Raw genomic sequence first — 19,632 nt, 5'->3', positions numbered from 1 at the left:
TTAAGTCACTCAGATACAATGTTATCCCTTTATTCATTGCTGCTGTTTTGACCAACAAGGTCATATTTTCTCAGCATTCCCCTTAACTGATGATAGCTGAGCCCCAGCATTTCTGCCGCTACCCGTTTATTGTGCCGTGATTGCTCCAGCACCTCAGTTAACAGCTCGATATCGTTATTTTCCTGCCACTGTTTATAATCCATAGGGAAGTTGAGTGGCGCTTTTACTTCTGGCTGTTTTTCGCTTTTGGCTGGTTCTGAACTCCACTCTGTACGAAACGGATCAATAATAAGATGCTCTATTGGTGATTCAGCAGAACCGTGCTGATAAATGGCTCTTTCTACCACGTTTTTAAGCTCCCTGACATTACCCGGCCAGTGATAACTCAATAGCTGGTTTTCTGCACTGCGGCTAAAGCCGACAAACAGCGGCAGCGCCAATTCACGGCACATTTTTATGGCGTAGTGCTGCGCAAGCAAAAGAATGTCTTGCTGCCTTTCCCTAAGGGGAGGCAGATGGATCACATCAAAGGCCAGCCTGTCGAGAAGATCGGCCCTGAACGTGTTCTGCTCTGCCAGTTGTGGCAGATCGGCGTTGGTAGCGCAGACTAAGCGCACGTCCGCTGTCAGGGTTTTGCTACCGCCAACGCGTTCATACTGACCGTATTCAATCACTCTGAGTAGTTTTTCCTGCACAGAGAGAGGAGCGGTTGCCAGTTCATCAAGGAAAAGAGTTCCTTTTTCTGCCCGCTCAAAACGGCCGGAGTGGCGTCCTTTTGCTCCGGTAAATGAGCCGGCTTCGTGTCCGAACAACTCAGAGTCAATAAGGGTTTCGCTCAGGCTGGAGCAGTTGAGTGTGACTAATGGTTTATCCCACCGTCTTGACAGGTAGTGTAGCCGCTGCGCGATTAACTCCTTACCGGTTCCGCGTTCACCTATTATAAGAACTGAACGTTCCACCGGGGCGAGGCGGGAGACTTTATCCAGTACGGATAAGAAGCTTGCGGACTCTCCAATCAGGGTTTGCTGTTCCATTTTACCTTCCTTGAATACGAACGACTTTAAAAGCTGGCGAAATTTACCAATAGTTGGTTATATCCATCATAGCATGTGATTCTGGTTTGTTCTAAAATATCTATTGCATTGAAAAATAAAGTTATTTCACTTAGGCACGCTATTTGATTATAGACAGGTATGAATTCGTTTAGAGTTGTAATTTGATAGCACACAACTGAGGAGTTGTATCATGGGTATTTTTTCTCGTTTCGCCGACATCGTAAATTCAAACATCAGTGCCTTACTGGATAAAGCAGAAGATCCTGAAAAAATGATTCGCCTTATTCTGCAGGAGATGGAAGATACGCTTGTTGAAGTGCGCACAAACTCTGCAAAAGCTCTTGCAGATAAAAAAGAGCTGGCCCGTCGCGTAGAGAGCATCGAAGCTCAGATTGATGACTGGCAGCAGAAGGCATCACTTGCCTTGATTAAGCAGCGTGAAGATCTGGCGCGTGCCGCCCTGATTGAAAAGCAGAAATTGCAGGATATTATTAAGAGCCTGCATACGGAACAGACACTGGTTGAAGAGACTATCGAAAAACTGACTGGTGAAATCAGCAAGCTGGAAACTAAGATCAACGAAACAAGAGCTAAACAGCAGGCACTTGTCATTCGCCGCGAAACAGCGGGTAGCCGCCGTGATGTGCAAAAACACTTGCATACCAGCAGAACGGCAGAAGCTTTCTCAAAATTTGAGCAGTATGAGCGTAAGATTGATGAACTGGAAGCAGAAGCCGACAGTTATGAAATGTCCGGCCGTGGTCGCTCACTGAATCAGGAGTTTGCTGACCTTCAGGCACAAGACGAGATTGAAAAAGAGCTGGAAAAACTAAAACAACAGATGAATAAAGATAAGTAAAAGGAGACGCTATGACGGCAGCATTAATTACGGGACCAGTCATTGTATTTTTGATTTTCGTTGCGCCGCTGTGGTTGTTTCTCCATTATCGCAGCAAGAAAAAGTCGGAGCACGGCCTCTCAACGGAAGACTACGAAAAATTACAAAGCTTGTCTGCTAAAGCTGAGCAACTTCAGCAACGTATAACGACTCTGGAGAAAATTCTTGACTCGGAGTCGCCAAACTGGAGGCGGGACTATGGCAAATAAGCAGCTGTATCGCGATACAGTAAACGGAAAAATCACTGGTGTGTGTGCAGGTATTGCCAACTACTTTGGTGCTGAAATCTGGCTGGTGAGAATACTCGTTGTCTCTGCGGCACTTCTGGGGGGAAGCTTTCTGGTGATTCTTGCCTATGTCGCTTTTACCCTGATGCTGGAAAAACAGCCTCAGGATTATCAGCAGACGGTGAGGGCACAGCAGGATCATACGCTGAAAAGCAAACCCTGGCAGTCGGGGCAGACACCTGCGGCACTGCTGGACAATATAGAGCTGGATCTGGATTCCGTAGACGCTAAAGTCAGAAGAGTTGAAGCTTATGTCACTTCTGATACCTTTAAGGTAAATAGGGCATTTAACGATCTCTAAAGTCTGATTAACAGGGTTAAAATAAATAAAATAACGGCCGTTACAGGCCGTTATTTTTTGGAGGATATATGCAGGACAAAAGCTGCGCATGGGCACTTAAACATGAACTGGAAAAAGAGTACCACGATAAGGAGTGGGGCGTACCTGTTTATGATGATCAGCGCCTGTTTGAATTTATTACGCTGGAAGGTGCACAGGCCGGGCTAAGCTGGATAACCATTTTAAAAAAACGGCAAGGTTACAGGGCAGCATTTAACAACTTTGATATCGAGCTCTTGTCCGCTAAAGGAGAAGAGCATGTTGAAGCGATTATTCAGAACTTTGATGTGGTAAAGCACAGGGGCAAAATCGCATCGGTATTTTCCAATGCAAGGGCAGCACAAAAACTACAGCAAGAGTACGGCTCCCTATCAAAAGCTCTTTGGCAATTTGTTGACCACCAACCCATTATCAATCACTGGCAGACTATGGAGCAGGTTCCGGTTTCCACTGAGCAGTCTAAACTAATGAGCAAGTTTTTGAAAAAGAATGGTTTTAAGTTTGTCGGCGAGACAATTTGCTACGCCTTTATGCAGGCAGTGGGTATGGTGGATGACCATCTTGTGAGCTGCCCCAAAAAAGCGGAGAAAAACTAGCTGATTTATAATTTATATAGGATTTATACGTCTTGCTTATATAAAAGCTACCTAATATAAATAGTAATAGTCCGCAGTCACCCTGTAGTTTAGGCGTAGCCGATGAGTTTAGAGCGAAGTGTTTCAACAGATTTAAAAAAGTACCTCCAGTTCGGTATGCGGCTTTCTGCTGTTATTCATTTTGGCCCTAAAGATCAGTACACCATTAGTTGTCAGTTTGTCGGCTTGAAAGAAAACAGCTTTCTTATATTTGAACTTAGTAACCGCTCCATGGAGGAGCTGGTGGTGCGTAAGGTCAACAATGTTGCTGTCGTTATCCGCGGAGTATCCGACACGGTTGAAGGGCATATTATTGCTTTTAAAAGTAAAATTGCCGGAATAAAGATGTTTGGTACCTGGCTGATGTTTGTCAGTTATCCGCTACAAATCGAAAGTAAACCGATACGCCAGAACCGTCGTTATAAAGTTCATATCGGAGCCGAAGTAAAAATCGGCAGACGAAAATATCAGGCTGAGTTGCTGGATATATCTATTTCCGGATGTGCCATTTATATCACCGATGACCTTGCTGTCGGGATTGGGACAGAGGTTGAAATAAACCCTGAAATAGAGAATATTCCCACGGTTCATCCTAAATGCCGGGTTGTGAACTTCCGCAAACAGTTAGATGGCATTGTGCTGGGCATTGAGTTCGATCAGTGTCTGGATGTTTCTGATGAACTCCGGCTTGAAGTTCTGGAGCACGTAGTGCTGGATAATTTATAAAGGCTATGTCTGTTAACAACATAGCCTTGTTTACATACTCTTTTTACGGCAGGTTATTATAGCGTTCTAATCCTTTTTCCAGATCGGCGATAAGGTCGTCAACATTCTCCAGACCGATATGCAGGCGAACGAGTGTGCCATCGAAATTTGGATGAGCTACGGTTCTGAGAGCATTAAAAGAAGCTGGCTCGTTAGCGAGAATCAAACTCTCAAATCCACCCCAGGAGTAGCCCATACTGAAATGCTCCATTCCGTCAAGCAATGCGGTGGTGGCTTTACTGTTACTGGTTTTCAGTACAAAGGAAAACAGGCCGTTACAACCGCTGAAGTCACGTTGGTAAAACTCATGGCCGGGACAGCTTTCAAGGGCAGGGTGGCGTACATGGTCAACTTCCGGCCTTTGCGCCAGCCACTGAGCGACTTTAATACTGGATTCCTGATGCTGACGCAGACGGCTATCCAGCGTTCTTAACCCTCTTAAGCCAAGATAAGCGTCGTCCGGAGAGACACATTGCCCCATCAGGTAACTCTGCTCACGCAACTGATCCCAGCATTTCTCATTGGCTACCGCTGTACCTAACATAACATCTGAGTGACCAACGATATATTTGGTGGCTGCCTGAACAGAGATGTCAACACCAAAATCGAAAGGAGAGAAGTTAACCCCGGCAGCCCAAGTGTTGTCCAGAATAACAATGATATCCTGCTCATGAGCGATACGGGCTAAGGTTGCCACATCCTGAACTTCCATTGTGATGGAGCCGGGAGATTCAAGAAACAGTATACGGGTATTGGGCTGAATGAGCTCTCGTATTCCTTCCCCTATAAGTGGAGGGTAGTAGCTGGTTTCAACCCCCATTTTCTTCATAATTTTATCGCAGAAATCCCGGGTCGGTTCATAACAGGTGTCAACCATCAGAATATGATCACCGGTTTCAACAAAAGAGAGGATTGCGTTAGAAATGGCCGCCGTTCCGCAAGGGTATAGAGCACAACCTGCGCCACCTTCTATTTCTGTCATCGCTTCCTGGAAAGCAAAATGGGTATTGGTGCCCCTGCGTCCGTAAAACAGAGTTTTATTTGCTCTGTTGATGGTGGCTTTGCGTTTTTCTTCTACGCTGTCAAAAACCACAGTAGAGGCCCGCTGAACGGGAGGGTTAACCACACCATTGGTCCATTTTTTACTGCGCCCTGCGTTAACCAGCTTGGTCTGTTTATGTCCGGACATTTAACTTCCTTTATGCTTTTGTTGGTCTGATTTGTTGTTTTATTTAAACCATGTTGAAAGGCGTAAGGCAAGATTTCTGTTAGCTCTTATGGCTATAAAACAAAGGCTGCGGGTATAACTGCAGCCTTGTGACATGGATAGAAGGTAAATTGGGGATGTTACAACAGCGGACTAAACAGGAAGAAAATACGCTCAAAGAAGCGGTAGTGAACTTTACGTTTTGACCATTGCTCCAGACTGACTGCATCAGATGATTCAATATACTCCTGTTGAAGGGCGTGCATCTGCTTGGTAAAGGCGACACTATCGATAGCCAGAGTAAGTTCGAAGTTAAGCCACAAACTTCTCATATCCAGGTTTACTGTTCCGGCAAGGCAGTACATCTCATCAACCACAACCGATTTGGTATGCAGTAATCCGCCTTCAAATTCGTATATTCTGACACCCGCTTCCAGCAGCTCCTGATAGAAAGCCCTTGACGCCCACTGAACCATAAGGGAGTCGTTGTGTTTTGGTATAATCACCTCAACGCAGACTCCTCGCTGCGCCGTCATCTTCAGCTCTTCCAGCAGCTCCTCACTGGGAACAAAGTAAGGAGTAGTTATTCTTACATTTTTCTGAGCCTGATTAATGGTTAGGGTCAGAACCTGTTGAATAAGATTGTCCGGCATGCCGGGGCCTGAAGGTACAACCTGAATAGGCATTGCCGCTGAGCTATTGTCTAACAGGCACTCCGGCAGTACAGGGAACTCTCTTTTACCCGTTTCAACTTCCCAGTCCCATGAATGTATCGCCGATAATACGTTCACCGTAGGGCCGGTGACGCGGAGCATAACATCGATCCATTTGCCAACACCGGCATTCTGTTTAAAGAAAGCGGGGTCAACCATATTCATTGAGCCCGTATAGGCTATCTCATCATCAATAACCACGATTTTTCTGTGTTGTCTGAGATCCAGCCGGCGTAGAAATACACGCCACGGGCTTACCGCCAGAGCTTGTTCTACCCTTATCCCGGCTTGCTGCATCATGGCCGGCCAATGGCTTTTAAAGAAGCGGTGGCTACCAGCAGAATCGAGCAGAAGGTTAACTTCAACGCCTCTTTTAGCTGCTTTTATCAGTGCCGATCCGACGGAGTCCGCCAGCCCGCCCGGATGCCAGATATAGAACACCATTCTTATCTGGCGCCGGGCAGATTCAATATCTTTAATAATGGAGAGCAGAATGTCATCGGGAGAAGATTTAAGTGACAGATCGTTTCCGCATAAAGCAGGAATGCTCATTCGGTTGGTGCAGAGTTGATCAATCTTGCTAATTTGAGGGCTCATCAGGTCAGGCAGATGAGCCTGGCAGTCGTGAAGTTGATTAAACCAGTCGCCAAAGGGAGAAAACATCTGTTTGGCTCGCTCCGCTCTTTTTCTTCCCAGATTTAGCTCACCAAACAGGAAGTAGCAGAATACGCCGAACACCGGAACAATATAGATAATCATCAACCAGGCGAGAGATACACTTACAGCCCGGCGACGCAGCACAACTCGGATAGTTACACCGGCAACCAACACCCAGTAAAGGGCAACACTGATAAGCGTGATTAATTGATAAATCTGTTCCATCTGTTTTCTGAATTTTTCCGTATAAGTAACTACTTAGACCAATTTATCAGTATACGATTTTAATCTGTGTATGTTTAACAAAAGCAACAATTTACTAATAAAAATTGTTAATAGAGTCATTTTATAGCGGGTAGGCGAAATATTGTGCGCAAGGGCTTATTTTTGTTAACAAAAAGGCTTGTTTTTAAGCAAAGTTATACAAGACTTAGATATGCGATTAGTGACGCATTGAAAGCAGTTGGATAGGCAAACAGTTAAACATCACTGTAATTGACGATTTTTCAGGCAAGAAAGATGACATTGTTCAAATTTAGAGCATTTAAAGTTAATAATTAACATAATTAACGAAAAATATACTCATTGGGGTTCCAATTCTAATCGCAAACTGTTTTACTTGCTATACAAGGAGCGTCACTAATAACCTTTAAGAATGTACAATAATTTTTACAATTATGTTTACACTCATCACTCTAAGACGCCCTGATGCAAACACAACATTAAAACATCAAATTTTGGAGTAACCGTGGCACTAAGTAATTCATCCACACCCGCTCAGGACTCGAACGGCAAGACTCGTGATACCTGGGGATCAAAGCTTGGCTTTGTTATGGCAGCAGCGGGTTCTGCTGTTGGTCTTGGTAATATCTGGAAGTTCCCATATACCGCTGGTGAGAGCGGTGGTGGTGCTTTCGTAGCTATCTACCTTCTTTTCGTAATCTTTATCGGTTTCAGCGTAATGCTGACAGAGTTTGCTATTGGTCGTAAGACCGGTCTTTCTGCTGTTGGTGCTTTTAAATCAACGGATCGCCGCTGGACGTTTGTCGGCGTAATCGGTGTAGTGAGTGGCCTGCTTATTATGGGCTTCTATCCGGTTGTTGGTGGCTGGGCTCTTGCCTATGTTCAGAAAGTAGCAACAGGTCTGTTAAGCACGCCTGAAGCCATCGGCGACAGTTTTGGCGGCTTTATCTCTGATCCGGTTCAGCCTCTGATCTGGATGGGTATTTACCTGCTGCTAAACGTAGTGGTGGTTGTTAAAGGTATTTCCGGCGGTATTGAGAAAGCCGGTAAGATCCTGATGCCGCTGCTGTTCCTGATCCTGATTCTGGTTGCTGTGAAAGGTCTTACTCTTCCGGGCGCTTATGCAGGTGTTGAGTTCCTGTTCAGCCCTGACTTCTCCAAAGTTGACAGTAGTGTTGTACTGGCTGCTCTTGGTCAGGCGTTCTTCTCACTAAGTCTGGGTATGGGCTGTATGCTGACTTATGGTAGCTACCTGAAGAAGAAAGAGAACCTGGTTCAGACTACTGCTATGGTAACAGCAATGGATACTGGTGTTGCACTACTGGCTGGTCTGGCAATGTTCCCTGCTATGTTTGCTTTCAGCATGGAACCGTCTGCAGGTCCGGGTCTGGTATTTGTGGTTGTTCCTCAGCTATTTGCTGAAATGGGCGGCATTATCGGTGTGCTTCTGGCTCTGTTGTTCTTTGTTGCCCTGAGTGTTGCAGCACTGACTTCATCAGTATCTCTGCTTGAAGTGGTTGTATCTTACCTTATCGATGAGAAGGGTATGAAACGTCCTTCGGCAGTATTGCTGGCGAGTGCTGTGATGGCAATTATGTGTGTCTTTGCTTCCCTGTCTCTGGGTGGTGTTGGTCCGCAACTGTTTGAAACCGGTGTATTTGATATCTTTGATCTGCTGACAGATAAGATCTTCCTTGCGGTAGGCGGTATGTTGGTATGTATCTTTGCCGGCTGGCGTATGAGCCGTGAAGATCTGCAGAAAGAGATCACTAACGACGGTAAAGTGTCATTCCCTCTGTTTGGCTTGTGGTACAACCTTGTTAAGTTCGTTATCCCTGTAGCGGTTGCTATCGTAGCATTCTCAGGTATTAAAGGCGGCTTCGACAGTGGCAAAGGTGAAATTATGCTACTGGGTATAGGTATCATTGCGCTGGCGGGGATCTTCTCGAAGAAACTATAAAATCTGTGTGACCACACTCGTGGTCAACGGGATTGAAAAGGGAGTTCCTACGGGAGCTCCTTTTTTTGTCTGCTAAAACGGCATCTGGGTTACAAGAATAAAATGTCGCATCTGAATTATAAAAGCGTATACTCTGCTGCTGTTAAGGAGCTGAAGATATGTTTGATATACACCACCAGTGTGATGATTTTGTCGTTATAGATAAGCATGCCAATGTTAGCGTTCACAAAGACGACGGCGAGACTATGTTGTTGCATGAGGTGGCGAAGAAGCTGGATGTAGAGAAACTCTATCTGGTGCATCGGCTGGATAAAATGACGTCAGGTCTGCTGCTGCTGGCAAAAAGTTCAGAGTCTGCCAGTCAACTGGCTAAGCTGTTTGCTGACAGAAAGATTGAGAAATACTATCTGGCTATCGGAGAGGGCAAGCCGAAAAAGAAACAGGGCCTGATCTCAGGTGATATGCAGCGCTCACGCCGCTCATCATGGAAGCTAATGAAGAGCAGACAGAACCCGGCGGTCACTCAGTTCTTTTCTAAACCGGGAAGTCCTGGCCAACGCTTTTTCCTTTGCCGCCCATACAGTGGTAAAACACACCAAATCAGAGTTGCCCTCAAGTCCGTGGGATCAGCAATAGTCGGAGATCCGATTTACAATACTGCTTCCGCTGCTGACCGCGGTTATCTCCATGCCTATGCCTTAAAATTTACCCTAAACGATATAGATTACTGCTTCGTTTGCCGTCCTGAACAAGGGCAGCTATGGCAGTCAGATATTGCCGATTCAGTATTAGAGCAGTGGTCATCACCGTGGCAACTTAACTGGCCGAAAATTAAATAGAATTATGAAGTTATCCCAATTAGAGACATTCCGTTCACATCTTATTCAACAACTTGAAAGCGCTCCGGATGAGATCCGCCGTCTGTTCCATGGCCGCGGACGCTGCTGGGAAGGGCTTGAGCAGCTTACCTGCGACTGGCTGCAAGGGCAGTTGGTGGTTGCGGTATTTAAGCCGCAGGAAGACGATTTCCTTCAGGCTCTGCGCCAATCCTTGTTAAGCCTTACTGAGAGCAGCATTTGGCAGGAGAAGTCAGGCAAAACAATCTTATTGCAACACAGATACGAAGCAGGGGCGCCAACGGAAATTATCTGGGGAGAAGCTGATAACGCTCCTCAGGTGGCGGAAAATGGTCTCAAGTACCAATTGCACTTAGGCCGCAATCAGAATTTCGGCTTGTTTCTGGATATGCGTTTCGGCCGGCAGTGGGTGGAACAGAGAAGTGCTGGCAAAAAGGTGCTTAACCTGTTTGCTTACACCTGTGGCTTCTCCCTTGCTGCAATTAAAGGCGGGGCAGAAAAGGTAGTCAATGTCGACATGGCTAAAGCTTCCCTGAGTAAAGGCAGAGACAACCACCGACTGAATGACCATCCGTTAGAAAAAGTCTCATTTTTAGCTCACGATATTTTTAAATCATGGGGAAAAATCCGTAAAAGCGGCCCTTATGACCTGATTGTTATCGATCCTCCTTCGTTTCAGAAAGGTAGTTTTGCCCTGACTAAAGATTATAAAAAAATCCTGCGCAGGCTACCTGAGCTGCTAACGGCAGATGGCGAAGTGCTGGCCTGTGTGAATTCACCTTCAGTGACAGCGGACTTTCTTATTGACTCAATGAAGCAGGAAGCCCCGCAACTCAGCTTTGAGCAGAGGCTGGACAACCCGCCTGAGTTCAGGGATATCGATGATGACTCCAGTTTGAAAGCGTTAGTATTTAAGGTGCAGTAGCGCCTGTTTTATAAGAAGAGAAGAAAAATGGAAAACTTAGTTGATCGTTTTTTACATTATGTAGCATTTGATACTCAGTCCGACGGCGAAAACCCTCAGTGCCCAAGTAGCACGGGGCAAATGGTTCTGGCAGAAAAGCTAAAACAAGAGATGACGGCTCTTGGCCTGTCTGACGTTACCCTTGATAGCAATGGCTATCTGATGGCAAAACTGCCGTCCAACTGCGGACAAGATGTACCTGCTATTGGTTTTATTGCTCATATGGATACCGCTCCCGATGAGTCCGGTAAGAATGTCTCTCCGCAAATCGTAAAAGATTATCAGGGCGGCGATATTCTGTTGGGTGACAGCGGTGAAAAACTGAGCCCGCAACAGTACCCGCAGCTGAATAAGTTACTGGGTCACGATTTGATAACTACCGACGGCACAACTCTGCTTGGTGCAGATAACAAAGCAGGTATTGCTGAAATTCTTACTGCCGTTGAGTATCTGATCAACAACCCTGAAATTAAACACGGTGATATCTGCATCGGCTTTACTCCTGATGAAGAAATTGGTCGTGGTGCTGATCTGTTTGATGTAGATAAATTCTCAGCTAAGTGGGCATACACCATTGATGGCGGATCTGTTGGCGAACTGGAGTACGAAAACTTCAATGCAAGTAGCGCTAAGGTAATCTGTCATGGCGTTAGTGTGCATCCGGGAACCGCAAAAGATACGCTGGTTAACTCGATGAATATCGGCGCTCAGTTCCAGCTTATGATGCCTGCGGATGAAACTCCGGAATGTACTGATGGTTATCAGGGTTTCTATCACCTTACTTCTATTAAATCAGGTATTGCCAGAACAGAGCTTAATTACATTATTCGTGACTTTGAACGAGAAGGGCTGGAGAAGCGCAAGGGCTTTATGCAGCAGAAGGTTGAAGAGCTGAATAGCCAGCTTGAGAAAGGTAGCGTTGAAGTCGAGCTAAGTGATAGCTACTTTAATATGAAAGAGATGGTTGAACCGCATCCATACATTATCGAGCTTGCCAAGCAGTCTATGCTGGAAGTGGGTGTGGAACCTGATATTACCCCAATCCGTGGTGGTACTGATGGTGCAAGACTCTCCTTTATGGGACTGCCTTGTCCGAATATCTTTACCGGTGGCTATAACTTCCACGGTATTCATGAGTTTATTACTATCAATGGTATGAAGCAGGCGGTAGAAGTGATTGTTAAGCTGGCAGAGAATGTAGCTAAGAAACAGTACTCTGTAGAGTAACAATCATCATTGAATTAAAAGCCCTTTTAGTCCGGTTACTAAAAGGGCTTTTTGTTATTCTGCTTTCGCTATATCGCTTTTTTCTATATCACGCAGGGTAGTAAAGCCAGCCCAGATACGATTTGCTGTTGTTATCCAGCAAAGGGTGGCAAACGTGTAGGCAATGACTGAGAAGTAATCAGGGAACAGGCAGAGCAGAACAAAACAGGCGATGGTTTCCGTCCCTTCCGTAAGCCCGGCCATATAGTAAAGAGACTTATTTTTATAAACTGGGTTCTCTATATCCCGCTTCCCTGCCATTACGGCAAAGGCAAGGAAGCTGGAGCCGGTACCGATAAATGAAAAAATCAGGAAGGCACCAGCAACGGCATTCTGATCCGAGTTGGCAAGGATAAAGCCAAACGGCACCAGAGAATAGAAAAGAAAATCCAGACTGATATCCAGAAAACCACCGGAATCAGTAATTCCCTGCCTGCGGGCGAGGGCACCATCTATACCGTCAAAAATTCGGTTTATGACAATCAGGGCTAATGCCAGCAGATAGTATTGAAAATAGAGTGCCGGCAGGGCAAAACAGCCGACGATAAAACCACTCAGGGTTACCTGATTGGCAGTAACACCAAGCTTATCCAGCCCTTTAGCCGTCAATGTCAGGGGAGCGCGTATAATCTTAATGGCAAATCTGTCTAGCATACTTGTTCCATCCATGGCCAGGTCAGGCAGCGACCGGAAGAGGGGACGTCAGCACTGTCGTGAGTCACCAGCAGCGCAGGAACGTTAGCATCGGCTATCTGACCGAATACCCACTCCCTGAACTCCTCGCGCAGGTTTTTATCCAGCTTACTAAAGGGTTCATCCAGCAAAACTAGCTTTGGCCTCGCCAGTAACATTCTGACCAGGCTTACCCGTGCCCGTTGACCTCCGGAAATCTGATCCGGCATAGAGTTCGCCAGTGAAGCCAGCTTAATCTTGCTGAGAGCCTGAAGCGCCTGTTTATCTCTCTCTTCTCCCTTTATGGCGTCGGGCAGGGCAAAGGCCAGATTTTCAACAACGCTAAGGTGGGGGAACAGCAGATCATCCTGAAAAAGAATACCAACTTGTCTTTTATGAGCCGGCAGTGAATCCAGCGACACACTGTCCAGCGTAATTTCACCATGGTAGTGAAAATCCTCACTCAAATGTCCGGCAATGGCGCTGAGCAGAGTCGACTTACCACATCCGCTTGGTCCCATCAAAGATAAGATGTGTCCCGGCTGAACATCAATGCTGACCGGATCAAACAACTTCTCTTTGTCTGAGTTATAAATGACGAGGTTTTTTAGCGAAAGAGTCATTATTAATTACTTTCCTTCGGCGATAATAAATGGCTTTGCCTTGTATACGGCTGACAAGGAAAGCAAAAGCAAAAAAGATAAATGGAAGCAGTGCCTGCCAGATGGCGTAAATTGAAGTTACCCTGCGATCAAAGCCGCTGGAGAGTGCAACTGCTTCTGTTGTTATTGTTGATATTCGTCCTGCGCCCAGCATAAGTGTCGGCAGATACTGAGCCAGACTGACACTGGCTCCCGTTGCCCATGCAAACATAATGGCGGAAAACAGAATCGGCATTTTAATTTTAAACCAGACATAAAGTGGGCTTTTGCCCAGACTGAGCGCCGTTTTAGTATAGCCGTCATCATAGCTTCTCCACGGGCCATCCAGAGCCAGAAAGACATAAGGAAAAGCAAAAAAGATATGCGACCAGACCACCCAGAAGTAATAGCTGCCGGAGTTCAGATAAAGGGTGGTGACCTGAATACCGAACAGCAGTGACAGCTGAGGCACCAAAATAGGTAAAGCTATCACCAGATTAGGAATATGCAGCTTATGTTTTTTCTGGTATTCATGAGCAACCAGAGCCAGTAGCAGAGCAACAGAAGATGAGAGTAGCGCTAGTGTCAGGCTATCCTGAATGGTTGGTAGCACGCTACTCCATTCTGTCTGCCAGAAACGCAGTGAAAAGCGGCTGGGTAGAAGATCCGGGAAACGCCATCTGGCGGCAAATGACCAGAGTACGGTCACCGGAATAATAAACAGATTGACTGCCAGCAGCAGGGTAAGAATACTTTTACCGGGCAGACTGAGGCCTTTCCTACCTGAGGTTAGCCAGCGACGGAACTTAGCCGTTATCAGCCACTCAGTCAGACGCAGTAAGCCGATAAGCAGACAGCAGATAACAAACAGTACGACAGCACCGGCTGCCGCTCTCGGGAACAGGCTGAGATCTGGCTCCGAGAACCACTGCCACACAAGGACTGCGAACGTGGGTGGGTTTGTTGGTCCTAGAATCAAACCAATATCAACTACAGAGGCGCCATAGGCAATAACCGCTATCAGGGGAAAGCGCATACGGCTGAACCACTGAGGGAAAACGGCTTTCCACCAGAACTGAGCCGGTGAGTAGCCAAGGCTGGAGGTCACGGCACTCAGTTGGCGGATCTTTAGCTGTTTAAGTATCGGAATACTCATTAGCAGCAAAAAAGGCACCTCTTTTAGTGCAAGGGCGACGGATAAGCCAAGGCCGTAGGGGTCTTTGACCAGAAAAGAGACAGAGCCGGCATCCAGCACGGCGGTCAACCCTCTGGAGAGCAAACCTGTCGGAGAAAACAGAAAGGCAAAACCGATAGCGAAGGCCACATGAGGCATTGCTAATAACGGAGAGAGTAGTCTCTCAACCCAGCCCCAGCGTTTATGTTGCCAACTGGCCTGCAAAATCGAGAAGCAGAGCAATGCGCTAAGGCAACAGCTAAGGATGGTAGTGATCACCGTCAGGGTGATGGATTGCCAGACTGCACTCCACTGAAATACATCAGCAAAGCCACCAAGGGAAAAATGATTCAGCCCGATAGGCGGAACATAGCTGAGAGAGGAGAGCACCACACCGACTGCCCCGGGGACAATCGGTGTAATGCAGACAAAGATCAGTATCAGGTATACCAGACGTAACATACGGATTAAATCTTATTTCCCGTATCTTTCCAGCCACGCTCTTTCTAAAGCAACCTGCCAGCTCGGGTGTGGCTCAGGAAGAGACTTAAACAGTCGGGTATTTTTAGCGCTGCCCTGCAGATACTGGTTTTCCAGCACAGAAGGGTCACCCCAGATTGAAAGATCTCCTTTACGTGATTGCGCTTCAGGGCTTAGCAGGAAGTTAATTGAAACTAACGCAGCTTCTTTAGCCGATGCATTAAACGGAATAGCAAGGAAATGGATATTAGACAGAGCTCCCGCTTCCATAGCATAGGCCTGAGTCGATTCAGCCAGTTTACCGCTGTTCTGCGCTGAGAAAACCGCATTCGGGTTGAAAGTTATGCTCAGGTCAAGCTGACGGTCATCCAGTAACTGAATCATCTCAGATGAACCAGACGGAAACTGCTTGCCTTGCTGCCATGCGTTTTTGTGCAACTCATCCAGGTAGCGCCATAGTGGCTGCGTGACAATATCGAAGTCTTTCTGGTTAACTTGTTTGTAAAGAGATGGATCGCTGTTGGTCAGTTCAATCAGCAAAGCTTTAAGAAAGCTGGTGCCGTGAAACTGTGGCGGTTTAGGATAGCTGATTTTACCCGGATAGGCTTTGGTGTAGCTTAGTAGCTCTGAAAATGAAGCCGGTGGATTGTTCAGGGTTTGTGTGTCGTGAATAAACACTAACTGACCAACACCCCAAGGGGCTTCAAGGCCATCGGTCGGTTCTGAGAAATCGCTGTCAACGGGCAGTGATTTATCTACAAATTTCCAGCTTGGAAGCTTATTTACAAATGGTCCGTACAGCAGGTCGTTGTTCTTCATGGACTTAAAGTTTTCACCATTAATCCATACCATATCGACACTACCACTACTTTCCTTACCTGCGGCTTTTTCCGCTACAAGCTGAGCCGTTGTCTTGGCAATATCACTCACTTTTACATGCTTGAAATCAATATCATATTTCGATTCCAACTGCTCTGCCGTCCATTTCAGGTAGGCGTTGATCTCCTGACTACCGCCCCAGGCGTGAAAATAGACGGTTTGTCCTTTAGCTTTCTGTTCTATTTCCTGCCATTCTGCTTCCGTGGCGGCACCGGATGAAAAGCTGATAAGAGCAGCCGTTAATAATGCGATTTTTTTCATAGGATTCCTTTCAGAATAGAGTTTCTATTGCGCCTATACAGGCCATCAATCATTTGACCGGAGAATATGAGTATTTCATTCATTATGAATGAAAAATAGTAGATGAAAACAGAGCAGGGATAAAAAAGAGCACTCAATGTGCTCTTTTTTCAGGGGTTATTGTTTGGCTTCACTATCTGAGAGTGCAGCACAACTCTCCTGAGATATAACTTTTTCTAACAGTAGCTGGCCGCGGGGGCTTCTTAGTTTGATATTGTAGATGATACCGTGTGCCAGATTGGCTTTAACTTCATTATCATTACAGTAACCAGAGATGCTGTTATTGACCAGACTCTGAGCTGACATGCTGCCTTCACTGTTGTAAAGCATCATAAGTTCAACGGCGTTACCTTTAGCTTTGGCTTGCATAATGGTCAGCGGACCATGTTCTATAGGAAGGCTACTGGAGAGAACACTTGCCCTATGTTTGGCAATGGCTTCAACCTGCTTCTGCTTGTCTGCTGTGGCGCTACAACCTGCCAGTAGAGCGACAGTGGTCAGAGCCAGTAGAAATCTATATTTCATTATTAAAATACTTTCTTAAATGGTTTCACAATCACTTTTTCGTACACACCCGCTTCAATATATGGGTCTGCATCTGCCCACTGTTGTGCTTCTTCCAGCGAAGGGAAGTCTGCAATTACAGTCGAGCCTGTGAACCCTGCTTCGCCCGGGTTTTCCGAATCGATAGCAGGCATAGGACCAGCAGTAAGAAGGCGACCTTCGTCCTGAAGCTGTTGTAATCTGGCAAGGTGTTTTTCTCTTACTCCCATGCGTTTCTGTAATGAGTTTTCAACGTCCTGAGAAAAAATGACATACCACATATTCGTTTCCTTATAACTTGAGTGTATCGGCCTTCTTTTAATAACGGCTTATTATACCCAAGTCGCTTCCCGACGCGTGTATTGAGTTAAGCCGGAGGGTATAAACGTGACCTTAAGCCGGTTTTACCGGGCGGGGACGGCCTTCGCTGTCAATGGCAACATAGTTAAAGGTTGCTTCACAAACTTTAAAGCGGTCACCGACACCATTTTCGTTCACGGATTTAACCCATACTTCTAAGTCAATGGACATTGAAGTTCTGCCGATTTTACTGCATTCACCATAGCAGCAAACCACGTCTCCGACACGAACCGGTTTTTTAAACGTGATATCTGATACAGAGACGGTGACAATTCGGCCACGGGAGATCTCTTTTGCCAGAATGCCTCCGGCCAGATCGAGCTGAGACATAATCCAGCCGCCAAAGATATCACCGTTGGCATTGGTGTCACTTGGCATAGCGAGTGTACGGGTGATCTGTTCACCGCGGGGATTAATTGGTTTTACTGCTTCCATTTAATTTCTTCTTATTTTACTGACGTGTTGCGAAAAGAGGCTGAAGTTCTTTTCGCAACTAAATAAATAAAGATGGGGTAGACCCTGCTTTTGCTAGCAGGCCGTTACTTAGATTCTTCTTTAGGCATCTGCTTATAGATATATAAGCCGGTAAGAAGAGTGAACACCAGCGTGGCCGCCAGCAATCCGAATACTTTAAAGTTAACCCACACATCAAGAGGTAGGCTGAATGCGACGTAAACATTCAATACGGCGCAGAAAGCAAAGAAAACGACCCATGCCCAGTTTATCTTGGCCCAGACAGCGTCGGGAAGTGTCAATTCTTTGCCAAGCATACCTTTGATAACAGGCTTGCCAATCAGGTGAGTTACGATTAACCCCACAGAGAATAAGCTGTAAACAATGGTGACTTTCCACTTAATAAAGTTGTCATCACGGAAGAAGATGGTCATACCACCGAAAATGGCCACAATCACAAAAGTGACAATCTGCATTTTCTCAATTTTTTTGTAAAGAAAGTAAGTCAGTGCGATCTGAATGGCGGTTGCCACGATAAGTGCGCCAGTGGCGGCATAGATACCCTGAGTTTTATACAGAATAAAAAAGATAATCAGGGGAATAAAATCAATAAGTTGTTTCATGTTATTACAACGGCTACGTATAAGACTGGCTACAGTTTAACGAATTTGAGGCAATTACAAAACTGTTTGACGGTTCAGGGGCATAAAAAATGGCCGCATAGCGGCCATTTTTAAATCGGGAAACAGGGTAATTAAGCTTCTTGTTTCTGAAGCTCTGCTGCTTCTTCTTCGATGATTGAGTCTACGATTACGGCGCAAGCAGCATCACCCGTGATGTTCAGTGCCGTACGGATCATATCGAAGATACGGTCCAGAGCGAACAGCAGTGGCAGACCTTCAATTGGAATACCTGCAGCCAGCAGTACCGCTACAACAAGGAAAGATGGTCCCGGCACACCCGCCTGACCAACAGCTCCCAGAGTTGCAGTCACGATGATGGCAATGTAAGCACCCATGCTCAGGTCGATGTTGAACAACTGAGCAAAGAAGATAGCAACCAGGCCGTAGTAGATAGCGTTACCACTCATGTTGATGGTCGCACCCAGCGGCAGAACGAAAGAAGCCGTTGAGTTACGAACACCAAGCTCGTTCTCTACCGCGTCCAATGTAACAGGAAGAGTCGCCATTGAAGAGGCAGTTGAAAGTGCAACCGCTTGTGGCTTCTTCATAATTGTCAGGAACTTACGGGCAGATGTCTTAGTAAACACCTGAATAAGCGCCGGATAAACAATAAAGCCGAAGATAAGAATAGCAGCAACGTAAACCACGAACAGCTTGAACACAACCATCAGTGCACCAAAGCCGAAGGTACCAACCGCTTCAGCCATCAGGCCAAATACACCGATAGGAGCGATCACCATTACTTTATTGATCATCCACACCATAGCGTCAACAATAGCGTTAACACCATTCATCAGCGGAGTGCGACGCTCTTTCTCAAGTTTAGAAACAGCGATACCAAAGAATAAGCAGAAAACGAGAATTTGCAGAATGTTAGCTTCATTCAATGACTGGAATACGTTAGTAGGAATCATGCCTACAATCGTTGCCCAGAACGTTGGTAGTTCGCCTTTAGATGCGTATTCTGCTGAGAACATACCTTCTACAGAAGCTACATCAATGCCGATACCCGGCTGGAATACTTCACCCATAATCAGAGCCAGCGCAACGGCCAGAGCTGAAGTCAGTGCGAAAAAGCCCAGAGTAGTTACACCAACTTTACCAGCCGAGTGGCTGTCACCAAGACCTGCAGCACCTGAGATAAGGGCAACGGCAACCAATGGGATAACAAGCATCTTGATTAAGTTGATAAAAATAGCACCCAGCGGTGCAAACATGGCAGCAGAACCACCCATGACGGCACCAACAAGGGTACCCAGAATCATGGCGATAACAACCTGCACACCAATATTAGTTAATAAGTTTTTCTTTTCAGCCACTACGACAACCTCCGTGCGTGGAAAATGAACTAATTTGGCGATTAGTATCGAATGGTTAACAAAACCCAGATAATAATCCCGCAAACCTTTTACACAGTTCAATATCAATTATCAAATTATTCTGAAGGCCAAATGAGCATAAAATGATTTAGGTTAAGGTTTACAAAACCAGCAGAGAAGCGAAATGAGATCACTGCAACACTTTAGTTAACGGAATGTTTTTAGGTGAATAATATTCACCAAGGCTATTGTTCGGCTAGAGAAAAGTAACCCTCAGACAC

The 19,632-nt window shown here is 46.0% G+C and carries 21 protein-coding genes; 9 read left to right on the top strand and 12 right to left on the bottom strand.

Going from position 1 to position 19,632, the window contains the following annotated elements:
- Positions 1–29: 29 nt before the first annotated feature.
- Entirely contained in the window at positions 30–1,034 is a 1,005-nt protein-coding gene (gene pspF, locus PK654_RS09140; protein WP_271695297.1) for a phage shock protein operon transcriptional activator, read from the bottom strand.
- A 211-nt stretch (positions 1,035–1,245) separates the two neighbouring features.
- Here pspF and pspA point away from each other — a divergent pair, with 211 nt between their 5' ends.
- The 5 genes from pspA to PK654_RS09115 all read left to right on the top strand — a co-directional run bounded on the left by pspA (position 1,246) and on the right by PK654_RS09115 (position 3,941).
- Positions 1,246–1,914, top strand: coding sequence for a phage shock protein PspA (gene pspA / locus PK654_RS09135; protein WP_271695295.1), 669 nt, complete (start codon positions 1,246–1,248; stop codon positions 1,912–1,914).
- An 11-nt stretch (positions 1,915–1,925) separates the two neighbouring features.
- Positions 1,926–2,162 (top strand): envelope stress response membrane protein PspB, encoded by a 237-nt coding sequence (gene pspB / locus PK654_RS09130; RefSeq protein WP_271695293.1) that lies wholly within the window; start codon positions 1,926–1,928, stop codon positions 2,160–2,162.
- Positions 2,152–2,541, top strand: coding sequence for an envelope stress response membrane protein PspC (pspC, locus tag PK654_RS09125; protein ID WP_271695291.1), 390 nt, complete (start codon positions 2,152–2,154; stop codon positions 2,539–2,541). The genes pspB and pspC overlap by 11 nt, the downstream gene beginning before the upstream one ends.
- A 68-nt stretch (positions 2,542–2,609) precedes the next feature.
- A complete protein-coding gene (locus PK654_RS09120; RefSeq protein ID WP_271695289.1) occupies positions 2,610–3,176 on the top strand; it encodes a DNA-3-methyladenine glycosylase I in 567 nt (188 codons plus the stop codon).
- 102 nt (positions 3,177–3,278) lie between these two features.
- Positions 3,279–3,941 (top strand): PilZ domain-containing protein, encoded by a 663-nt coding sequence (locus PK654_RS09115; protein ID WP_271695287.1) that lies wholly within the window; start codon positions 3,279–3,281, stop codon positions 3,939–3,941.
- Between the two features lie 43 nt (positions 3,942–3,984).
- Here PK654_RS09115 and PK654_RS09110 read toward each other — a convergent pair whose 3' ends face one another.
- Entirely contained in the window at positions 3,985–5,169 is a 1,185-nt protein-coding gene (locus PK654_RS09110; RefSeq protein ID WP_271695286.1) for a cystathionine beta-lyase, read from the bottom strand.
- A 158-nt stretch (positions 5,170–5,327) separates the two neighbouring features.
- Positions 5,328–6,782, bottom strand: coding sequence for a cardiolipin synthase (cls, locus tag PK654_RS09105; protein WP_271695284.1), 1,455 nt, complete (start codon positions 6,780–6,782; stop codon positions 5,328–5,330).
- A 523-nt stretch (positions 6,783–7,305) separates the two neighbouring features.
- Between cls and PK654_RS09100 the strand changes: the two genes are divergently transcribed.
- From PK654_RS09100 to pepT, 4 genes are all read left to right on the top strand, one after another.
- The gene (locus PK654_RS09100) at positions 7,306–8,760 is read left to right on the top strand and encodes a sodium-dependent transporter (protein WP_271695283.1); all 1,455 of its coding nucleotides are present in this window, start codon (positions 7,306–7,308) and stop codon (positions 8,758–8,760) included.
- Positions 8,761–8,918: 158 nt separating this feature from the next.
- Positions 8,919–9,599, top strand: coding sequence for a TIGR01621 family pseudouridine synthase (locus PK654_RS09095; protein ID WP_271695280.1), 681 nt, complete (start codon positions 8,919–8,921; stop codon positions 9,597–9,599).
- Between the two features lie 4 nt (positions 9,600–9,603).
- Entirely contained in the window at positions 9,604–10,542 is a 939-nt protein-coding gene (locus tag PK654_RS09090; RefSeq protein WP_271695279.1) for a class I SAM-dependent methyltransferase, read from the top strand.
- Positions 10,543–10,569: 27 nt separating this feature from the next.
- Positions 10,570–11,808, top strand: coding sequence for a peptidase T (gene pepT / locus PK654_RS09085; RefSeq protein WP_271695278.1), 1,239 nt, complete (start codon positions 10,570–10,572; stop codon positions 11,806–11,808).
- 54 nt (positions 11,809–11,862) lie between these two features.
- Here the strand turns inward: pepT and PK654_RS09080 are convergent, their stop codons facing one another.
- From PK654_RS09080 to PK654_RS09040, 9 genes are all read right to left on the bottom strand, one after another.
- Positions 11,863–12,501, bottom strand: a complete 639-nt coding sequence (locus PK654_RS09080; protein WP_271695277.1) for a CDP-alcohol phosphatidyltransferase family protein — start codon at positions 12,499–12,501, stop codon at positions 11,863–11,865.
- The gene (locus PK654_RS09075; RefSeq protein WP_271695276.1) at positions 12,495–13,142 is read right to left on the bottom strand and encodes an ATP-binding cassette domain-containing protein; all 648 of its coding nucleotides are present in this window, start codon (positions 13,140–13,142) and stop codon (positions 12,495–12,497) included. The genes PK654_RS09080 and PK654_RS09075 overlap by 7 nt, the downstream gene beginning before the upstream one ends.
- A complete protein-coding gene (locus PK654_RS09070; RefSeq protein WP_271695274.1) occupies positions 13,108–14,796 on the bottom strand; it encodes an ABC transporter permease in 1,689 nt (562 codons plus the stop codon). The genes PK654_RS09075 and PK654_RS09070 overlap by 35 nt, the downstream gene beginning before the upstream one ends.
- Positions 14,797–14,808: 12 nt before the next feature.
- Positions 14,809–15,954, bottom strand: coding sequence for an ABC transporter substrate-binding protein (locus PK654_RS09065; protein WP_271695272.1), 1,146 nt, complete (start codon positions 15,952–15,954; stop codon positions 14,809–14,811).
- 156 nt (positions 15,955–16,110) lie between these two features.
- The gene (locus tag PK654_RS09060; RefSeq protein ID WP_271695271.1) at positions 16,111–16,518 is read right to left on the bottom strand and encodes a GspS/AspS pilotin family protein; all 408 of its coding nucleotides are present in this window, start codon (positions 16,516–16,518) and stop codon (positions 16,111–16,113) included.
- 2 nt (positions 16,519–16,520) lie between these two features.
- Entirely contained in the window at positions 16,521–16,817 is a 297-nt protein-coding gene (locus PK654_RS09055) for a YciI family protein (protein WP_271695270.1), read from the bottom strand.
- Positions 16,818–16,929: 112 nt separating this feature from the next.
- Entirely contained in the window at positions 16,930–17,331 is a 402-nt protein-coding gene (gene yciA, locus PK654_RS09050; protein WP_271695269.1) for an acyl-CoA thioester hydrolase YciA, read from the bottom strand.
- A gap of 104 nt (positions 17,332–17,435) precedes the next feature.
- The gene (locus tag PK654_RS09045; RefSeq protein ID WP_271695268.1) at positions 17,436–17,972 is read right to left on the bottom strand and encodes a septation protein A; all 537 of its coding nucleotides are present in this window, start codon (positions 17,970–17,972) and stop codon (positions 17,436–17,438) included.
- A 131-nt stretch (positions 17,973–18,103) separates the two neighbouring features.
- Entirely contained in the window at positions 18,104–19,399 is a 1,296-nt protein-coding gene (locus tag PK654_RS09040; RefSeq protein WP_271698844.1) for a dicarboxylate/amino acid:cation symporter, read from the bottom strand.
- Positions 19,400–19,632 lie beyond the last annotated feature (233 nt).

This window comes from Vibrio sp. SCSIO 43137 (assembly GCF_028201475.1).
GTDB lineage: Bacteria > Pseudomonadota > Gammaproteobacteria > Enterobacterales > Vibrionaceae > Vibrio.
The sequence above is the reverse complement of the archived record's forward strand: the minus strand, read 5'-3'. Positions and strand labels throughout refer to the sequence as shown.